Annotated in this window: 10 protein-coding genes and 1 pseudogene; 6 read left to right on the forward strand and 5 right to left on the reverse strand. The window is 62.6% G+C overall.

The genetic code is table 11. The annotated features are described in order from the left end of the window. Nucleotides 1-5: 5 nt before the first annotated feature. Together CCR96_RS08425 and CCR96_RS08430 are read left to right on the forward strand one after the other, a co-directional pair. On the forward strand, nucleotides 6-1,592 hold the full coding sequence (locus tag CCR96_RS08425; protein ID WP_201219690.1) for a hypothetical protein: 1,587 nt from the start codon (nucleotides 6-8) through the stop codon (nucleotides 1,590-1,592). Between the two features lie 144 nt (nucleotides 1,593-1,736). After that, nucleotides 1,737-3,290, forward strand: a complete 1,554-nt coding sequence (locus CCR96_RS08430) for an ABC transporter permease/substrate-binding protein (RefSeq protein WP_201219691.1) — start codon at nucleotides 1,737-1,739, stop codon at nucleotides 3,288-3,290. A gap of 24 nt (nucleotides 3,291-3,314) precedes the next feature. Here the strand turns inward: CCR96_RS08430 and CCR96_RS08435 are convergent, their stop codons facing one another. After that, nucleotides 3,315-3,827, reverse strand: a complete 513-nt coding sequence (locus CCR96_RS08435; RefSeq protein ID WP_201219692.1) for a DUF1640 domain-containing protein — start codon at nucleotides 3,825-3,827, stop codon at nucleotides 3,315-3,317. 350 nt (nucleotides 3,828-4,177) lie between these two features. Between CCR96_RS08435 and CCR96_RS08440 the strand changes: the two genes are divergently transcribed. Further along, nucleotides 4,178-5,998, forward strand: a complete 1,821-nt coding sequence (locus CCR96_RS08440) for a B12-binding domain-containing radical SAM protein (protein WP_201219693.1) — start codon at nucleotides 4,178-4,180, stop codon at nucleotides 5,996-5,998. Between the two features lie 163 nt (nucleotides 5,999-6,161). Here the strand turns inward: CCR96_RS08440 and CCR96_RS08445 are convergent, their stop codons facing one another. Continuing rightward, nucleotides 6,162-8,195, reverse strand: coding sequence for a malto-oligosyltrehalose trehalohydrolase (locus CCR96_RS08445; RefSeq protein ID WP_242518751.1), 2,034 nt, complete (start codon nucleotides 8,193-8,195; stop codon nucleotides 6,162-6,164). Between the two features lie 793 nt (nucleotides 8,196-8,988). Between CCR96_RS08445 and CCR96_RS08450 the strand changes: the two genes are divergently transcribed. The 3 genes from CCR96_RS08450 (at nucleotide 8,989) to CCR96_RS24510 (ending at nucleotide 13,670) form a co-directional block, all read left to right on the forward strand. Beyond that, nucleotides 8,989-11,424, forward strand: a complete 2,436-nt coding sequence (locus CCR96_RS08450) for an FAD-dependent oxidoreductase (RefSeq protein ID WP_201219694.1) — start codon at nucleotides 8,989-8,991, stop codon at nucleotides 11,422-11,424. A 212-nt stretch (nucleotides 11,425-11,636) separates the two neighbouring features. Continuing rightward, a complete protein-coding gene (locus CCR96_RS08455; protein WP_201219695.1) occupies nucleotides 11,637-12,812 on the forward strand; it encodes a Fic family protein in 1,176 nt (391 codons plus the stop codon). A gap of 240 nt (nucleotides 12,813-13,052) precedes the next feature. Beyond that, on the forward strand, nucleotides 13,053-13,670 hold the full coding sequence (locus CCR96_RS24510) for a Uma2 family endonuclease (RefSeq protein WP_242518752.1): 618 nt from the start codon (nucleotides 13,053-13,055) through the stop codon (nucleotides 13,668-13,670). 11 nt (nucleotides 13,671-13,681) lie between these two features. On the opposite strand, the pseudogene CCR96_RS24515 reads toward CCR96_RS24510, so the two are convergent. The 3 genes and pseudogenes from CCR96_RS24515 to cysD form a co-directional block, all read right to left on the reverse strand. Continuing rightward, nucleotides 13,682-13,801, reverse strand: a pseudogene (locus CCR96_RS24515) (type II toxin-antitoxin system HicB family antitoxin); the annotation flags it as partial. Between the two features lie 71 nt (nucleotides 13,802-13,872). After that, nucleotides 13,873-15,783, reverse strand: coding sequence for a sulfate adenylyltransferase subunit CysN (gene cysN / locus CCR96_RS08465; RefSeq protein WP_201219697.1), 1,911 nt, complete (start codon nucleotides 15,781-15,783; stop codon nucleotides 13,873-13,875). After that, entirely contained in the window at nucleotides 15,783-16,682 is a 900-nt protein-coding gene (gene cysD / locus CCR96_RS08470) for a sulfate adenylyltransferase subunit CysD (protein WP_338035845.1), read from the reverse strand. Before cysD ends, cysN begins: the two co-directional genes overlap by 1 nt. Nucleotides 16,683-16,685 lie beyond the last annotated feature (3 nt).

A 16,685-nucleotide genomic window follows, 5' to 3' on the forward strand; every position in this document is an offset into this window, starting at 1 on the left:
CGCGATTGAAAGATTGGACCCCCGACGACAGCGACGTACTCCGCGGCGCGGGTGATCTCGCTGTCGCGCTTGCCGTCTGTGGCTACTTGGTCGCCGCCGCGGTTGGCCTGCCGTTGTTTGAGGATGGCTCGTTCTATTTCTTTACGATTGTGACTGAGCAGGTTGCGGTGGTGCCGAACCTCCGGTTTTCCGCCGTGCTGCCGCAGTTACCCGCGGTGATGGCTGTCTCGCTGGGGGCGGATTTGGCCTGGGGCCGCTTGATCTTCTCGGCCGCCTACATGGCAATTCCGTTGGCGACCTTGGTGGGCTCCTGGCTTCTGCTACGGCGTCGTGCGCCGGCGCTACTGCTGCTGGTGTTGCCGTCGTTTCTGGCCATGCAGCTGAACTTCTCCGGTGTCTCGGAGCTGCTGACGGGGCTCTATCTGACCTGGCCCCTGCTGCTGGCGATGTTGCTCATGCCTCAGCGTCGCTGGGTGATGGTCTTGGCCATCGTCTGGGGGCCGCTGTTGCTCCTCCTGCATCCCTTGGCCTTCATCTTCTGCTTCGGACTGGGGCTGGTGGCTTGGCTGCTGTCGTGGGCGTCTGGTGGCCGGGTTGCTTGGGTTGCCGTCAAAGAGCGCCTTGTTTGGCGTCGAATCGGGCTTTGGTTGGTTGCTAACGGGCTAGCGCGGCTCGCTTGGACGGCCTTCGGCCTCAACGACTACGAGCGCGGGCGGCTTGCCCCCGCGAGTGCGCTGGGCTATCTGTTTGGTGAGACGGTTGCACAGCATCTGCTGATCGCGATGCTGGTTTGCGTGATGCTGCTTTGCGTTTGGGTGTGGCATCGCCGCCAGCTGCCATCCTGGGCGTCTCGAGCGCTGCTGTTGTTGTTGTGGCTCGTGTTGCTCATCGCTGCTTGGGTCAGTGCTGAGTATCTTCTGGGCGAGGGCATCGTCCTCAAGTCGGCCATGACGCTAGGCGTCGGTTTGCTGGGCATGGCGGCGATGATCTGGCTTGTGCTTTGGAGGGAGGAGGGGCGCCTCCTGCGGCGGGAAGCAGGGCAAAGTTTGCCGTTGGAGGCAGAGCAAGGTCTGCAACGGGAAGCAGAGCCTGGCCTGCAGCGGGAAGCAGGGCAAAGCCTACAGCGGGAAGCGGAAGCAGAGCGAGGCGTGCGGAAGGCAGCAGGGCTAAGCGCTGCCTGCGGCAGTCTGCCAACCACCGCGATGCGCATGCTCGGCGTGGCATTGTTGATGCTGCTGTTAGCAAAGTCGTCCGCTTGGTGGACGGGCGTGCGTGGTCTGCAGGACATCGTCGCTCGCGGTGACACCGCCTGCATTCCCTTTGGTGACAATGAGCCCTATAGCCTGCAGTGGCCCTGGATGGTGATCACGGATTCCTGGCCTACACCCTTTACCGCGCTCGTGACTAGGCCCTTTGTGCCGACCTCAGAGGATGGCCAGTTTCAGCCCATCGCGGTCATGTTGAAGCATGATGGCTGCGAGCAGTTCCATGCGACTGGGATGCTGTACCTGCCCATCGGGGTGTCGCGGCCGTTCGAGGCTGTCGATGCCGTGCTTGGGCCGTTACGGCCCCCGGCGCTGTTGTCTCAGTGAGCAGTGGCTGAGTGGCTGTCCATTGTCGACTTCCCGATCATCGCCGCATACCAGTCCTCAAATCGGGAAGCAGTGAATAGACAGTTGCTCAGGACGAGGCGGCGGATGGTTTCTGGTTGGTGGCTCTTTCCTCAGAGGTGTTTGATGACCCGACTCCTGCTTTTGGTCGTGGTACTGGTCGTGCCGATCGCGACGCTAGCCGAAGCGTTGGTCGAGCCACTCGCCGAACAGCCGGTCGAGGCCTCACTCAGTTCGGCGGCCGGCGCCGCCCTGACGGTCGGCTCGAAGAAGTTCACCGAGTCGGTGATCTTGGGTGAGGCGCTGACCTTGCTGCTGGCCGATGCCGGCTTTGAGGTCAAGCATCAGTCCGCCTTGGGTGGCACCCGTATCCTCTGGGGGGCGCTGCTGGCGGGCGAGATCGATGTCTATCCCGAGTACTCGGGGACGCTGCTGCGAGAGATCTTGGCCGATCAGAGGCTGGATGGATGGGATGCGTTGCGCACCGCGCTGGCAGCGCGCGGGGTCGAGCTGTCGGCGCCGCTTGGTTTCGAGAATACCTATGCGCTCGCGGTGACGGCGGAGACCGCTGAGCGGTTGGGGCTGGAGCGCATCTCCGATCTGCGTGCGCATCCCGAGCTGCGCTTTGGCTTTAGCAACGAGTTTCTGGATCGCGGTGATGGTTGGCCGGGGCTGAAGCGTCGCTACCGTTTGCCGCAGACGCGAGTGCAGGGGCTAGACCATGATCTTGCCTATCGCGGTATTGCCAGCGGTCGCATCGACGCCACCGTGGTCTACACTACCGATGCCGAGATCGAGCGCTACGGCTTGGTGCAGCTGGCCGACGATCTCGGCTATTTCGACGACTATCAGGCGGTGCTGCTCTATCGCAGCGATCTGGCGCAGCGCCTGCCTGATGCGGTGGCCTTGTTGCAGCGCTTCGAGGGCGCGATCAGCGAGCCAGTGATGGCCGGGTTGAATGGGATGGTGAAGCTGGATGGCGCGAGCGAACAGGAGGCGGCGGCGCAGCTGCTGGCCGATCGGTTTGGTCGCGAGGTTGAGGTCGAGCGCAAGGGGCTTTGGCAGCGGTTGCTTGAGCGCACACTGGAGCATCTGGGCTTGGTGAGCGTCTCGTTGACGGCGGCGATCTTGGTCGCGGTGCCACTCGGCATCGTCGCCGCGCGCCGTCCGCGCCTTGGCCAGCTATTGCTCGGGCTGACCGGCGTGTTGCAGACCGTCCCCTCGCTGGCGTTGTTCGTGTTTCTGATTCCGCTGCTCGGCATCGGCTGGCTGCCGAGTGTTGCAGCGTTGTTCATCTATAGTCTGCTGCCGATTGTGCGCAATACCCATGCTGGGCTGAGCGACATCCCGCGACCGATCCGTGAGTCGGCCGATGTGATTGGGCTGACGCCGAATGCGAGGCTGCGCCTGGTCGAATTGCCGCTGGCGGCGCGCGCGATCCTGGCCGGCATCAAGACCTCGGCGGTGCTGAATGTCGGCACGGCTACCCTGGCGGCGCTGATCGGGGCTGGCGGCTATGGCCAGCCGATCCTGACCGGCATTCGGCTCGATGATACGGCGCTGATCATGCAGGGCGCGGTGCCGGCGGCCTTACTGGCCTTGGCCTTTCAGTGGCTGTTTGAGCTGGGTGAGCGTTGGGTGGTGCCGCGTGGGCTCAGATTGCGGCCGGCGGCAGTGTAGCAGCAGGTTGCCATCCGGATGCCGCTAAGGCAGTAGCCACTCTAACACCCGAATCAACCCCACGACGGTCCCAACCGCGCCGACTACCCAGAGCGTCTGACGGTGGATCGCCATGCGCAGGCTGGCCTCGGTCGCCTTGATCTCGATACGGGCCTCCTGCACCTGCAGCTCAACCTGCTTGATCTCTTTGCTCAGGCGCAGCTCGAGATCCTTGATCTCCTTGCGAACGATCTCGATCTCCTTCTGCAGGCGCAGCTCGAGATCTTTGATCTCCTTACGCACACCCTCGATCTCCTTCTGCAGGCGCAGCTCCATATCCTTATTCTCACCGCGGACGATCTCGATCTCCTTGCGAACGATCTCGATCTCCTTCTGCAGCCGGAGTTCCATCTCACGCAGGTCATGACGCTGCGGAATCTCATCGGCGGACGGCCAGATCCGTTCGAGTTGGCCAATGGCCTCAGCCAGCAGCCGGATGCGCGTTTGATCATCAACCGCCTCGGCGAGCTGCTCGTAGAGCTTGACGGCAACACCCATTTTCTGCGGACTCCGGTTCGATTCTGTTCCAATAGAGTGGTGCTTGTTTGGCCCATTGTCTAGTTGGGGCTTAGAAGCTACTGGAAATGCTGCGTTGGCCGCCCTAGACGTCTCTCAAGCACGGAACTTTGCCGCAGCGATTGGGATTCAGACGGCTTCTTAGGGATCTGTGGCTTCTGGAGCCGGCCGCGTGCGAGCCTGGCGCTGCTGACTGCATTGCTCGCATCGGCCGTTTAGGGACGGTTCGAGGGCTGTTCGAGCTTGGCCAAGTACTGGGTGGTGTGGTTCGAGCTGAGATCACGGCCCACTGTATGATAGAGAGCCTACACCTCAGTTAAATGGTCAGGTTTATGGCGTTCCCCTCGTTCTTCAGACGTCCGCCCGTCCGCCGACCCTTCCACCTACTACTGATCAAACCTTCGCACTACGATGACGATGGCTATGTGATCCAGTGGTGGCGCTCGTCGATCCCGTCGAACAGCCTGGCTGCGGTCTATGGCAATGCGCTGGACGCGGCCGAGCGCCGGGTGCTCGGCGAGGATGTCGAGATCGAGGTGACGGTGCTCGACGAGACCAACACCCGGATTGATACGGCAGGCTTGATCCGGAAAATACGGCGCGGCATCGATCGCAATGGCCGAGGCGAAAACGATGGCGATGGCGGCGGCGATAGCGATCGCGATGGCGGAGGCGATAACGGAAGCGATAGCGGAGGCGGTGGTGCCCTAGTCGGGCTGGTCGGGGTGCAATCGAATCAGTATCCGCGCGCGCTCGACTTGGCGCGACGTTTCAAGGCTGCCGGCTTGCCGGTGGTGATCGGCGGCTTTCATGTCAGCGGTTGTCTGTCGATGCTCGATCACCGGCCGAGCGAGCTGCAGGCAGCCCTGGATGAAGGTATCAGCCTTTTCGCCGGTGAGCTGGAAGGGCGTTTGGATCGGCTGCTATTGGACGCTGCGGCTGGCCAGCTCGAGCCTATCTACAATTATCTGAGCGATCTGCCGGATCTGACCGGTGCGCCGGCGCCCTATCTGCCGGCAGCGCGGATCAAGCGCACCATGGGGCAGCGCGCGAGCTTCGATGCCGGCCGCGGCTGCCCGTTCCTGTGCAGCTTCTGCACCATCATCAACGTCCAGGGGCGCAAGTCGCGCCATCGCAGCGCCGATGATGTCGAGGCGCTGATCCGCGCCAATGCCGCGGATGGCACGCGCAATTTCTTCATCACCGATGACAATTTCGCCCGCAACCGCAACTGGGAGGCGATCTTCGATCGCATCATCGCGCTGCGCGAGTCGGGCGTGCAGATCCATCTGGTGATCCAAGCCGATACCCAGACGCATCGGATCAAGGGCTTCATCGAGAAGGCGGCCGCAGCCGGGGTCAACCGCGTCTTCATCGGTCTGGAGAGCATCAACCCGGCGTCACTGAAGGGCGCGCAAAAGGGGCAGAACAAGATTGGCGATTACCGCGCCTTGCTACAGGCCTGGCACGCGGTCGGGGTGCTCACCTATGCCGGCTACATCATCGGCTTCCCGGACGATACCCCCGAGAGCATCCGCCGCGATATCCAGATCATCCAGCGCGAGCTGCCGATCGACATCATGGAGTTCTTCATCCTGACGCCCCTACCGGGGTCGAAGGATCATCAGCAGCTGGTGCAGCAGGGCGTCGAGCTGGAGCCGGACATGAACCAGTACGACACCCAGCATGTGACCATGGCCCATCCACGGATGTCGCGCGCCGACTGGGAGGGGATCTATCGCGAGGTCTGGGATCTCTACTACAGCGATGAGCACGTAGCGACGGTGCTGCGCCGCTGCCGGGTCTGGGGCTATGACCCAAAGAACATGCTGGCCAAGCTGTTCGCCTTTCATGCGCCGATCGTCCATGAGCGCATGCATCCGCTCGAGGGTGGGCTGATTCGGCGCAAGGTGCGGCGTGATCGCCGGCCGGGCTTGCCGATCGAGCATCCGCTGCTGTTCTATCCGAAGTTCGCGTGGGACTTTGTGATCAAGTATGTTGGCGCCTATCAGATGCATCGTCACTATCGGCGCATCTTAGAACGCGTCATGGCGGAGCCCGATCCGCTGGCCTATACCGATACCGCGATGCAGCCGGTTAGTGTCGATGAGCGGCAACGGCTGGAGATGTTCGCGAACGTCAATGCGGCTTAGACACTGTCCATCAACTTCTTCCCGATTTGAGCACCGCTGTAGGGCGATTATCGGGAGTTAGAAAATGGACCGTTACTTAGCAAGTGCCTCGGGATTGATGACCCGCATCGCCTCATCGCCCATGCCCATCACCAAGATGCCGGCAGAGGTCGCGCGGTAAAGTTCAGGATTTTCTGACCGTGACGCTGACCCACCATTGGACCGACCAGGGTGCGAGATGACGCTCGCGAATCGGTACGCGAGCAGTTGACCCAGAGGTTTCTGAGGCCGTTGTCGGCTCAGTCCCTGGCCGATGGTCGAGGATTAGGCCGGATCGGCAGGGTAGCTCGATCTCGCTGGGCCGCTCGACGGGCTCGCCATTGAGGTTGGCGATCAGTCGAAGCTGGCGGTGATCGTTCGTGCTCCAGTGCGCGGAAAGGCGGCCACGACCAAAGACCAGGGCCTTGCCGCCCTGTTCGATCAGCGGGATCAGCGGTGCGATCTGGGCGTGGCGCAGGGCGAGGAGTCGGCGGCAGAGGGAGAAGCGTCGTTGTTGCGACAGGTCAGGGTAACGCCTGTCGATACCTGTCGCTTTGCCGGGATGGTCGCGCCAGCGCCAATCGAGCCGCGAGCGGGTGAAGGTCCCGGGATCGTTGGGGTCCGGGATCGATGCGCGGCTGGCGGCGTCGGTGAATCCTGAACTGCGGGCGAACTCGCGGCGCCGACCCTCGCGCACCGCATCGGCGAGCTCGGGGCCGAAATCGCAGAAGAATAAGAATGGGCTGTCGGCGTCGAATTCCTCGCCCATGAAGAGCAATGGCGGGGAGGGCGCGAGCAGGATAAGGGCGAAGGCGGCGTCTAGGGCTTCGGTCGGGATCAACTGATGCAGGCGCTCGCCGAAGGCGCGGTTGCCGGCCTGATCATGGTTCTGCAAGAAATTGACCATCGCTGCCGGTGGCAGATGCCAGCTCGGTGTGCCGCGGCGATGACCATCGCGAAACGCGGATGGTTCGCCCTGATAGGCGAAACCTTGGGTGAGTGCGCGGGCAACGAGCTGCGTGGTCCTGTCCTCGAAACGAGCGTTTGGCTCTAAGACTGAGTCTGGGGCTGAGCCGGAGCTGGAGTCGGGGCTTGAGCGAGCGTCCGAGATAAAATCCTGATACGGGCCATCGGTCTCGCCGGTAACCAGATGGTGCAGCGCGTGGTGGAGGTCATCGTTCCACTGGGCGGTGAAGTGGTGTGGTTGTCCCTTGGTTGTGCGTTCATAACGCCGGGCGTCGTTGTGATCGTTTTCCAGGACCAGATGGATCTGCCGCATGCGACCCGGGCCAGCCTGCACGCGCTGGGCAAGCTCATCGAGTAGGTCAGGCTGGCTCGTATCCAGGATGCGGTCGACGGCATCGAGCCGCAGGCCATCGAGGCGGTATTCCTCGAGCCAGTAGAGGGCGTTCTGGATGAAGAATTCGCGCACCCAATGCGCCTGTGGGCCATCGAGATCGATCGCGGCGCCCCAAGGCGTGTGGCGGTCTGGATGGAAGAAGGCAGGGGCATAGCAGTGCAGATAGTTGCCCTCGGGGCCGAAGTGGTTATAGACCACATCGAGCAGCACCATCAGGCCGCGCTGATGGGCGGCGCGGATCAGCCGCTTCAGCTCATCGGGTTGGCCATAGCAAGCATCAGGTGCGTAGAGCAGGGCGCCGTCATAGCCCCAGTTGCGCTGGCCCGGGAAGTCCGCCAACGGCATCAGCTCGATGGCGGTGACGCCAAGCTCGAGCAGATGATCGAAGCGCGACTCAATGCTGGCATAGTCACCGCCGGTGCTGAAGGTGCCGACGTGCAGCTCATAGATCACCGCCTCATGCCAAGGCCGGCCGTGCCAGGCAGACTCGGCCGCGCCCCAGTCGAAGGCGAGCGGGTCGACGATCTGGCTCGGCCCGTGGACGTCGTCGGGCTGGAAGCGCGACGCCGGATCGGGTACTGCAAGGCCGTTGTCGATCCGATAGCGGTATCGGTCACCGGTGCGCGCCTCCACGAGCTCGAGAGCGTGCCAACCGTCGTCGGTGCGTTGCATCCTGGCTGAGCGCTCTGGCTGTTTTGGGTCGGTGCTCCAGAGCAGCTCGACCTGCTTCGCGCTGGGCGCCCAGAGCCGAAAGCTGGTGCCGCCGCCGGCGCTAATCTCGGTGCCGAACGGCATGCTATGGCGATAGTGGACGGACATGGGTGCTGGATATCTTGCGATTGTCGCCGTTCAACCTGACTGATGCATCCAACCGATGGAACATCTAGCCTCACAGGCATGACAGCTGAAGGCAGCATGAAAGCTAGAGACCGGATGCATAGAGCCGAGCATCTTCGCCGTCCGCACTTCGGCTGACCTAAGCCTGACCTTCTTCTCAACCATAATCTCACGGAACAGGAACCAACGCGTCCGCAGGCCGACTGGTGCTCGGCTGTCGATCCGGCCCTCGGCTAAGACGTAGCAATCGAACTTGCTCGAGCTTTCGAAACCGGCAAATTCTTTGTCGTCCCAAAGAACAGGATCATGCGGGAATATCAAGGCCAGGGAGCCTGTATGTCCGCGTTAGACTCTGCAGCAAACACTAATGGGCAGGCCAGAGGCGGTTGCCGTAATGAAACGTACCGCATGGCGCCGTATTCTCGCTAACCTTCGCGAAGCGCCAAGCCTCGCATTGTCGTTCTATGCGGGGTTGGTGGGAAAAAGAAGGCGGGCGAGAACGAGCCGGACGGTATGTGTCATGGCTGAAATCGCCTAAGGAGCGAGGGTAGCGTCCAGGACCGGAACAGGCCCGTGTGACGGCGCAACCTAGCACAGCGGCTTGTGCCGGAACGTTCTTGGCTGGCCTCGGTCTCAGATCGTTTGCCAAGTCGTCGCGGTGGCCATGGCTATTGTTCGTTCCGATAGTTTCACTACGTCTGATCATGCAGCCGTCGTCGGTGCACCTCACGGTGTTTACTGTGATTTCCGAGAACGCGCCGCGCTTGCGGATCAGATGCCAGCGCACTTGCGGGAACGCGTCTGGCCGGTCGCGGCGCGTGCGCCACAGGTCGAAGGCGAGCTGGTGCTCTACTGGATGCATCATGCGGTGCGCGGTCACGCAAACCCAGCGCTGGATGTTGCGCTGAGCTGCGCTCATCGACTTGGTCTGCCCCTTTTGGTGTATCAGGGTCTGGCGGGAGCACATCGGTTCAATGCCGATCGCCACCATGCCTTCATCTTGGAGGGCGCGCGCGACGCGCATGCGGAACTGGCCGGGCGTGGTATACGTGCGGTCTTCCATCTGCCGACGGACCCTAGCGCGCCCTCGCCACTGCCTGAGCTGGCGGCGCGCGCTGCACTGGTGGTGACCGAGGATTTCCCAGCACCGCCATTTCCTGCTTGGACCGAGCGCCTGGCAAAGCGCACCAAGGCGCCGATCTGGGCAGTCGATAGCTGCTGCATCCTGCCGATGCGCCTGCAGCCGAAGGCGTTCGCTCGCGCGTTCGAGTTTCGGCGTCACAATCAGCAGGCCTACGCCGAGCGGGTCCCGCAGCCCTGGCCCGAGATCGAACGACTCCCCGCAGCCTTTGAGGACGTATTGCCGTTCACGCCTGTCGATCTCGCTGGGGCCGACCTCAACAGCCTCATCGCCGCCTGCGAGATCGACCATAGCCTGCCGGCGATTGCTCATACTCCGGGTGGCTCCGAGGCCGGCTATCGGCGTTGGGAGGCGTTTCGTCGCGAGGGTCTGGCGAGCTATCACCGCCGCCGCAATGATGCAGCCGAACGTTGGCCGTTGGGTGTGAGTCGGCTCTCGCCCTATCTGCATCATGGCCATGTCGCGCCGTTTCGGATCGCGCGCGAGGCTTGGGAGACGGGCGGTGAGGGCGCTGAAAAGTTTCTCGATGAGCTGCTGATCTGGCGCGAGCTGGCGCATAACCTCTGCGCGTTCAGCCGCGATCCTGAATCGCTCGACGTGCTGCCCGTCTGGGCGCGGCAGACCTTGGCCGATCACGCCGATGATCCGCGCGAGCAGCTGATCGATCTCGAGAGTCTGGCGCGCGGGCGCAGTGGTGACCGGCTCTGGGATCTCGCCCAGACCTCGCTGCTGGTGCAGGGCGAGCTACACAATAATCTGCGCATGACCTGGGCCAAGGCGATCCCGCACTGGCGGGGCTCGCCGGAGCAAGCATTGGCGACCCTGATCGACCTGAATCATCGGCATGCGCTAGACGGTTGCGACCCAAACTCTTATGGCGGTCTGCTCTGGACCTTGGGTGTGTTCGATCGCCCCTTCCAACCGGAACGCGCGGTGACAGGTCGCCTGCGTGAGCGGTCGACCGCAACGCATGCTAGGCGGCTCGATCTCGACGGCTACGGGCGCCGAGTGACAGCGCCGACGACCGGGCGGGCGCTTCGCATCGCGGTCATTGGCGCCGGGCTCTCCGGGCTGGCAGCGGCGCGCGTCTTGGCCGATCAGCAACATCAGGTCAGCCTGTTCGAGAAATCTCGCGGCTGTGGTGGTCGGGCCGCAACGAGGAGGGCCGCGCATCCGAGCGGCCAGCGCCTCGGCTTCGATCATGGCGCCCAGTATTTCACGGCCCGGGACCCACGCTTCTTGCGCCGCGTCCAAGCCTGGGCCGAGCGCGGTCTCGTCGCGCCCTGGGACGCTCGCATCGGGGCCTTTGACGGTGCCGAACTGGTGCCCGCGGGCAGCGAAACAACACGCTGGGTTGGCGTCCCAGGGATGAGCGCACTCGGTCGGGAGCTGGCGGCCGGTCTTGACCTGCAGCTGGAGACTCGCGTCAGCCCGCCACGCTGGTGCCGAGGTGGTTGGCAGCTCAGCGACGATGCCGGTCATGATCTCGGCCGCTTTGATCGGGTGGTGGTCAGCGCTCCGGCGCCGCAAAGCGCCGACCTACTGTCGGATGCCCCCCGGCTCGCGGCTCAGGCAGCCTGTGTCGACTACACGCCTTGCTGGACTCTCATGCTCGGTTTTGATGCGCCGGTGCCTCTCAGCTTCGATGGCATCTTCGTCAATCAGGGTCCATTGCGCTGGGTTGCACGTGATAGCAGCAAGCCGGGACGGGAACGGGCGGGTAAAGATACGCAAGGAGGGGGCGGCGAGCGTTGGGTTTTGCATGCGGAGCCGGGATGGACGCGCAAGCATCTGAATGATCCGCCCGAGCAGGTCGAGGCCGCTCTGCTCGAGGCCTTTGCGGCCCTGGTCGAGGTGGCCGGCGGATCACTGCCGAGGATCAACTGGCGCCAGTCGCACAGCTGGCTCTACTCGCTGGTTGAGACGCCGCTGGAGGAAGGCTGCCTCTGGGACCCGGCGCTTGGAATTGGTGCCTGTGGCGACTGGTGCAACGGCGCCCGCATCGAAGGCGCCTGGCTCAGTGGTGAGGCAATCGCCAGTCGTCTCTTGGCCGCTGTTGCTTCTGCATAGGTGACCGATCGGCCAACCAATCGCGCCTCTCTCGCCGCGGATGAGCCTAAGTGATCCCGGCATCGCTCTCGGTCGGTGAGGCTCACATGCCTTTACCGTGTCTATCAAGACTGCCCAAGCGAGCTTTTAAGATGCTCGGCTTGTATTTTACAATGATGGCTTAAGGTAAAATAAAGTCGAACCTTATTTTAGGGAGGCCAGAGGCAGGCCGAATGAAGCGAGACAGCCAAGGCCGCTATGTGACCATTTCGACAGTACGCGAGAAGGCAAATGCCTTCGTGCCGGCGCCGCTGCCGCCGCATCCACCGATCGACTGGACGCCTGATCTGCGTAGCAAATTCGACCAGGCACTGCTGGCGCTCGGGCGACTGGACAGCGTCTCGACCCTGCTGCCAGACACCTCGCTGTTCCTCTACATGTATGTCCGCAAGGAGGCCGTGCTTTCATCCATGATTGAGGGAACCCAATCGTCCCTGTCGGACCTGCTGCTGTTCGAGTTGGAACAGGAGCCTGGAGTGCCGCTGGATGACGTGCGGGAGGTCAGCAACTATGTCGCTGCCCTCGATCATGGCCTGCGACTGCTGGAAGAGGGGCTGCCATTATCGCTGCGGCTGCTCCGCGAGATCCATGGCGTGCTCCTGAGCAAGGGGCGGGGCAGCAGCCAAACCCCAGGCGAGTTCCGACGCAGCCAGAACTGGATCGGCGGTACCCGGCCAGGCAATGCGACCTTCGTCCCACCTCCGGCCGATGCCGTCATGGAATGCATGAGCAAGCTTGAGCTGTTCCTGCATGACCAGCCGGAACCGACCCCAGTGCTGCTCAAGGCGGCGTTCGCCCATGTGCAGTTCGAGACGATCCACCCGTTTCTTGATGGGAATGGCCGCCTGGGGCGTTTGCTGATCACGCTGCTGTTGTGCTCGGAGTCGGTCTTGCGCGAGCCGCTGCTCTACCTCAGCCTCTACTTCAAGGCGCACCGCCAGCATTATTACGAACTGCTCAACCGCGTGCGCCAGACCGGTGACTGGGAAGCCTGGCTCGCGTTCTTTGCCGAGGCAGTGATCGTCACGGCTACCCAAGCGGTGGAGACCGCCCAGCAACTGCTCGCGCTGACAAGCCAGGATCGTGACAAGATCAGCATGCTTGGTCGCGCGGCTGCATCCAGCTTGCGGGTTCACCGAGCACTGATGGCGCATCCCATCGCGACCTCCGGCTCGCTGGTGGAGGAGACTAGTCTGACTCCAGCGACCGTCAATAAGGCGCTTGGCCACTTAGAACAGCTCGGCATTGTGAAGGAGTTGACGGCGCAGAAGCGCAATCGGCTGTTCAGCTACGCCCGCTATATCGAGATCATCAGTCGTGGTACGGAGCCGCCGGGTCGCTCGGGTTGAGGTTGTCATTGAGGGATCAATTTCGGGATGACGCGCAGGCCGCCGTCTGCAAGTATCAACCGAGCTAGCGGCTGCGGTAGGTGTTCCAGACTGACAAAGGAAAAATAGGGCGTTGAGCTCTTAAGATTCCGCCGCACGTGGACCAAAGTGCCCAAGGTAGTCCAAGATGGCATGGATAAACAGGGCGGGCTAATATTGACCTTCAATGCATGAGCAATCTTGTCCTCATCATCCATGCCGATGTCTATCGCAACCGCTTACCAGCCGGAATCGCATCGTCTTTTCACCATCGAGGAGCTACCTGATGCTGTGGGCGACAGTCTTGGGGAACTCATCGACGGGAGGTTTTTTCCGATGCCGCCAACCGGCTGGCCGCACGCATCCATCGAAGCCCGGATGACCAGCAAGCTCCAGCAGTACGTCGACGCCAACCCAGTCGGCGTCGTGCTGACAGGCGAGGTTGGCATTATCATCCGGCGTGATCCTGATACGTTGCGCGGTGCTGACCTCGCCTTCGTCTCGCAAAATCGCCTCGCTCGGGCGTCGCCGAGCGGATACTTGGATGTTGCGCCGGAACTGGTCGTCGAGATCATCTCGCCGAACGATCGTTGGACCGAGATCACCGCCAAGCTGGATGACTACTTCAGTATTGGGGTTGAGCTGGTCTGGATCTTGGACCCGCGCCGCCGACGGGTGAGCTGCTATCGCAGTCCCACGGAGCTAGAGTTGCGCGGCGCGGGTGATACGCTCACCGCTGAGCCCATGTTGCCGGGCCTGAGGCTGTCGGTCGCTGACCTGTTTGGCAAGGCGCCCGAGGTCTCTTCCGTTGCAGCTAGATCCGTCGAGACTGCGATGTAGTCGGTGATCGCGTCTGCGATGTTTTCTAACGCTTCTTGCTCTGTTTTCCCTTGAGACCAGCAGCCAGGTAGACCTGGGCAGGAAACGCTAAAGCCCTCGTCAGTTCTTCGCAGAGACACTTTGTATTTCATTGGCTACCTCAAGCGCTTTGATTGCGCGATGGCGAACCTGATTTTCGATCACCGTTGAGTCCACGTCGGCCTCAGTTTAGGCAGTGCGCGACAATCTGATCAGCAGCCTCTTCAGCCGATAGCGCTGTCGTGTCGATATGCAGCTCCGGATGCTCCGGCGGCTCATAGGGACTATCAACACCAGTCAGGTTCTTCAACTCACCAGCGCGGGCGCGCTGATAGAGCCCTTCCGGATCACGCGCCTCGGCGACCGAGAGCGGCGTATCGATGAAGACCTCGATGAACTCGCCCTCGGGCATCAGCTGCCGCACCTGCTCGCGCTCGCTGCGGAACGGCGAGATGAAGGCGCAGATGACGATGAGACCGGCGTCGGTCATCAGCCGGGCGACGGCGCCGACGCGGCGGATGTTCTCGACCCGATCGGCCTTGGTGAAGCCGAGATCCTGACTCAGGCCATGGCGGACGTTACGGCCATCGAGCAGGAAGGTATGACGGCCGAGCGCGTGCAGCTTCTTCTCGACCAGGTTGGCGATGGTCGATTTGCCCGCCGCCGGTAGGCCGGTGAGCCAGACCAATCTCGGTTGCTGCTGCTTCATCGCCGCGTGGGCAGCGCGGTCCACCTCGATGTGCTGCCAGGGCAGGTTGTGGCTGCGGCGCAGCGCGAAGTGAATCATCCCGGCGCCGATGGTGGCATTGGTGAAACGGTCGATGAGGATGAAGCCGCCCAGATCCGGAGTCTGCTCATAGGCCTCGAACGGGATGGCGCGATCGGTGGCGATGTTGCAGACGCCGATGCCGTTCAACTCTAGCGTCTTGCCGGGCTCATGGGCGAGGCTGTTGATATTGATCTGGTACTTCTGGCTGGTGACGGTCGCGGTAAGCAGGTTGGTGCCGATCTTCATCAGGTAGGTACGGCCCGGCAGCATCGGCTCCTCGGCCATCCAGACCAGGGTGGCCTCGAACTGATCAGCGACCTCGACCGGCTGCTCGGCGGCGGTGATGACCTGGCCGCGTGAGCAGTCGATCTCATCGTTGAGCGTCAGTGTCACCGATTGTCCGGCGTGCGCGGCATCCAGGTCGCCATCCAGGGTGACCACGCGGGCGATGGTGGAGCCTTGAGCGCCGGGTTGGACCTTCACGGCATCGCCGGGGCGCACCGTGCCGCTGACGATCTGGCCGGAGAAGCCACGGAAATCCAGGTTCGGCCGATTGACCCATTGCACCGGCATGCGGAACGGCTGAGCCGCGAGAAGCTGCTCGTCGATCTCGACCGTCTCCAGATGATGCAGCAGGGTCGGACCCTGATACCAAGGCGTGGCCTCGCTCAGGGTGATGATGTTGTCGCCCATCAGGCCCGAGACCGGCACCGCGACGAAGTCCTCGATGCCGATCTGTTGGGCGAAGGCGCGATAGTCGGCGACGATCTCGTCGAATACCGACTGCTGGTAGTCGACCAGATCCATCTTGTTGATCGCCAGCAAGACGTGGCGGATGCCGACCAGCTTGGCCAGGTAGCTATGGCGACGGGTCTGGGTCAGTATCCCTTTGCGCGCATCGATCAGGATCACCGCCAACTGTGCGGTGGAGGCACCGGTGACCATGTTGCGGGTGTACTGCTCATGGCCCGGGGTGTCGGCGACGATGAACTTGCGCGCCTCGGTGGCGAAGAAGCGATAGGCGACATCGATGGTGATGCCCTGCTCGCGCTCGGCAGCGAGGCCGTCGACCAGCAGGGCGAAATCGATTGCCTCGCCTTGGGTGCCGACGCGCTTGGAGTCGGCCTCCAGCGAGGCGAGCTGATCCTCGAAGATCATCTTGCTGTCGTAGAGCAGGCGCCCGATCAGGGTCGACTTGCCGTCATCGACGCTGCCGCAGGTGATGAAGCGGAGCATCGTCTTGTGCTGATGCTGCTCCAGGTAGGCGTCGATGTCCTCGGCGATCAGCGCCTCGGTGCGGTAGACAGGCTCGGCCGGTGCGCTCATCAGAAGTACCCCTCTTGTTTCTTCTTCTCCATGCTGGCCGACTGATCATGGTCGATGGCGCGGCCTTGGCGCTCGGAGGTGGTGGTCAGCAGCATCTCTTGGATGACCTCGGGCAGGGTCTGGGCGCGACTCTCGACGGCGCCAGTGAGCGGGTAGCAGCCGAGGGTGCGGAAGCGAATCCAGCGCTCCTCGACCTGCTCGCCATCCCGAAACCGAAAACGCTCGTCATCGACCATCAGCAACAAGCCATCACGCTCGACGGTCGGACGCGGCGCGCTGAAGTAGAGCGGGACGATCTCGATGCCCTCGACATGGATGTACTGCCAGATGTCGAGTTCGGTCCAGTTCGACATCGGGAAGACGCGGATGCTCTCGCCTTTGTTTTTGCGCGTGTTATAGAGCCGCCAGAGCTCGGGGCGCTGGTTCTTCGGATCCCAGCGGTGGTTGGCGGAGCGGAAGGAGAAGATGCGCTCCTTGGCGCGGCTCTTCTCCTCGTCGCGCCTTGCGCCGCCAAAGGCGGCGTCAAAACCGTAATGATCAAGTGCCTGCTTCAGGCCCTCGGTCTTCCAAAGGTCGGTATGCAGGCTGCCGTGGTCGAACGGGTTGATACCGCGCGCCTTGGCCTCGGGGTTCTGATGCACCAGCAGTTCCATGCCAGCCTCGCGGGCGGCGCGCTCGCGCAGCTCATACATGGCCTGAAACTTCCAGGTGGTATCCACGTGTAAGAGCGGGAAGGGCGGCGGCGATGGATAGAAGGCCTTTCTCGCAACATGCAGCATGGCCGCGGAATCCTTGCCGACCGAGTACAGCATCACCGGCTTTTCGGCTTCGGCCGCGACCTCGCGCATGATGTGGATGCTCTCCGCCTCGAGACGCTCGAGGTGGGTTAAAGACTTCATTGG

The sequence above is a fragment of the Halochromatium roseum genome, from assembly GCF_016653315.1.
Classification (GTDB): Bacteria; Pseudomonadota; Gammaproteobacteria; order Chromatiales; family Chromatiaceae; genus Lamprobacter; species Lamprobacter roseus.

What these genes read in the sequence shown, in the direction of transcription:
- CCR96_RS08430 (WP_201219691.1), top strand. Translation starts at nt 1,737, where the DNA reads ATGACCCGACTCCTGCTTTTGGTCGTGGTACTGGTCGTGCCGATCGCG.
- CCR96_RS08435 (WP_201219692.1), bottom strand. Translation starts at nt 3,827, where the DNA reads ATGGGTGTTGCCGTCAAGCTCTACGAGCAGCTCGCCGAGGCGGTTGAT.
- CCR96_RS08440 (WP_201219693.1), top strand. Translation starts at nt 4,178, where the DNA reads ATGGCGTTCCCCTCGTTCTTCAGACGTCCGCCCGTCCGCCGACCCTTC.
- CCR96_RS08445 (WP_242518751.1), bottom strand. Translation starts at nt 8,195, where the DNA reads ATGTCCGTCCACTATCGCCATAGCATGCCGTTCGGCACCGAGATTAGC.
- CCR96_RS08450 (WP_201219694.1), top strand. Translation starts at nt 8,989, where the DNA reads ATGCCAGCGCACTTGCGGGAACGCGTCTGGCCGGTCGCGGCGCGTGCG.
- CCR96_RS08455 (WP_201219695.1), top strand. Translation starts at nt 11,637, where the DNA reads ATGAAGCGAGACAGCCAAGGCCGCTATGTGACCATTTCGACAGTACGC.
- CCR96_RS24510 (WP_242518752.1), top strand. Translation starts at nt 13,053, where the DNA reads ATGTCTATCGCAACCGCTTACCAGCCGGAATCGCATCGTCTTTTCACC.
- cysN (WP_201219697.1), bottom strand. Translation starts at nt 15,783, where the DNA reads ATGAGCGCACCGGCCGAGCCTGTCTACCGCACCGAGGCGCTGATCGCC.
- cysD (WP_338035845.1), bottom strand. Translation starts at nt 16,682, where the DNA reads ATGAAGTCTTTAACCCACCTCGAGCGTCTCGAGGCGGAGAGCATCCAC.